At 50.2% G+C, this 269-nt stretch carries 1 protein-coding gene; it reads right to left on the reverse strand.

The features are described 5' to 3' along the window. Positions 1–31: 31 nt before the first annotated feature. Positions 32–269: hypothetical protein (locus N8L33_RS10000; RefSeq protein ID WP_261059757.1), on the reverse strand; the 238-nt coding region annotated here is incomplete at its 5' end.

The raw sequence follows: 269 nt of genomic DNA on the forward strand, positions 1-269 counted from the left end.
GTTATTCGATAGCATCGGGCCGGGCTGGCATTCATGCCATTGGTGCGATAAACCGATTACATGGGACCAACACTACAACGCCGACGGAATAGGCGTTGACCATTTGGACTTTGATCGGAAACATAATGACAAAGGCAATTTGGTTCCATCTTGTCGCGCTTGCAACTGCAACCGACGAAGGACGCACGGAAAGACGCCAAACCGAAAATTGCTTGACCGGTTGCCAGAATTGAAGGATAAGGCAAGTAACGACGGGGGATTCGGCAATG

The sequence above is a fragment of the Streptococcus mitis genome, from assembly GCF_946188695.1.
GTDB classification, from domain to species: domain Bacteria; phylum Bacillota; class Bacilli; order Lactobacillales; family Streptococcaceae; genus Streptococcus; species Streptococcus mitis_DF.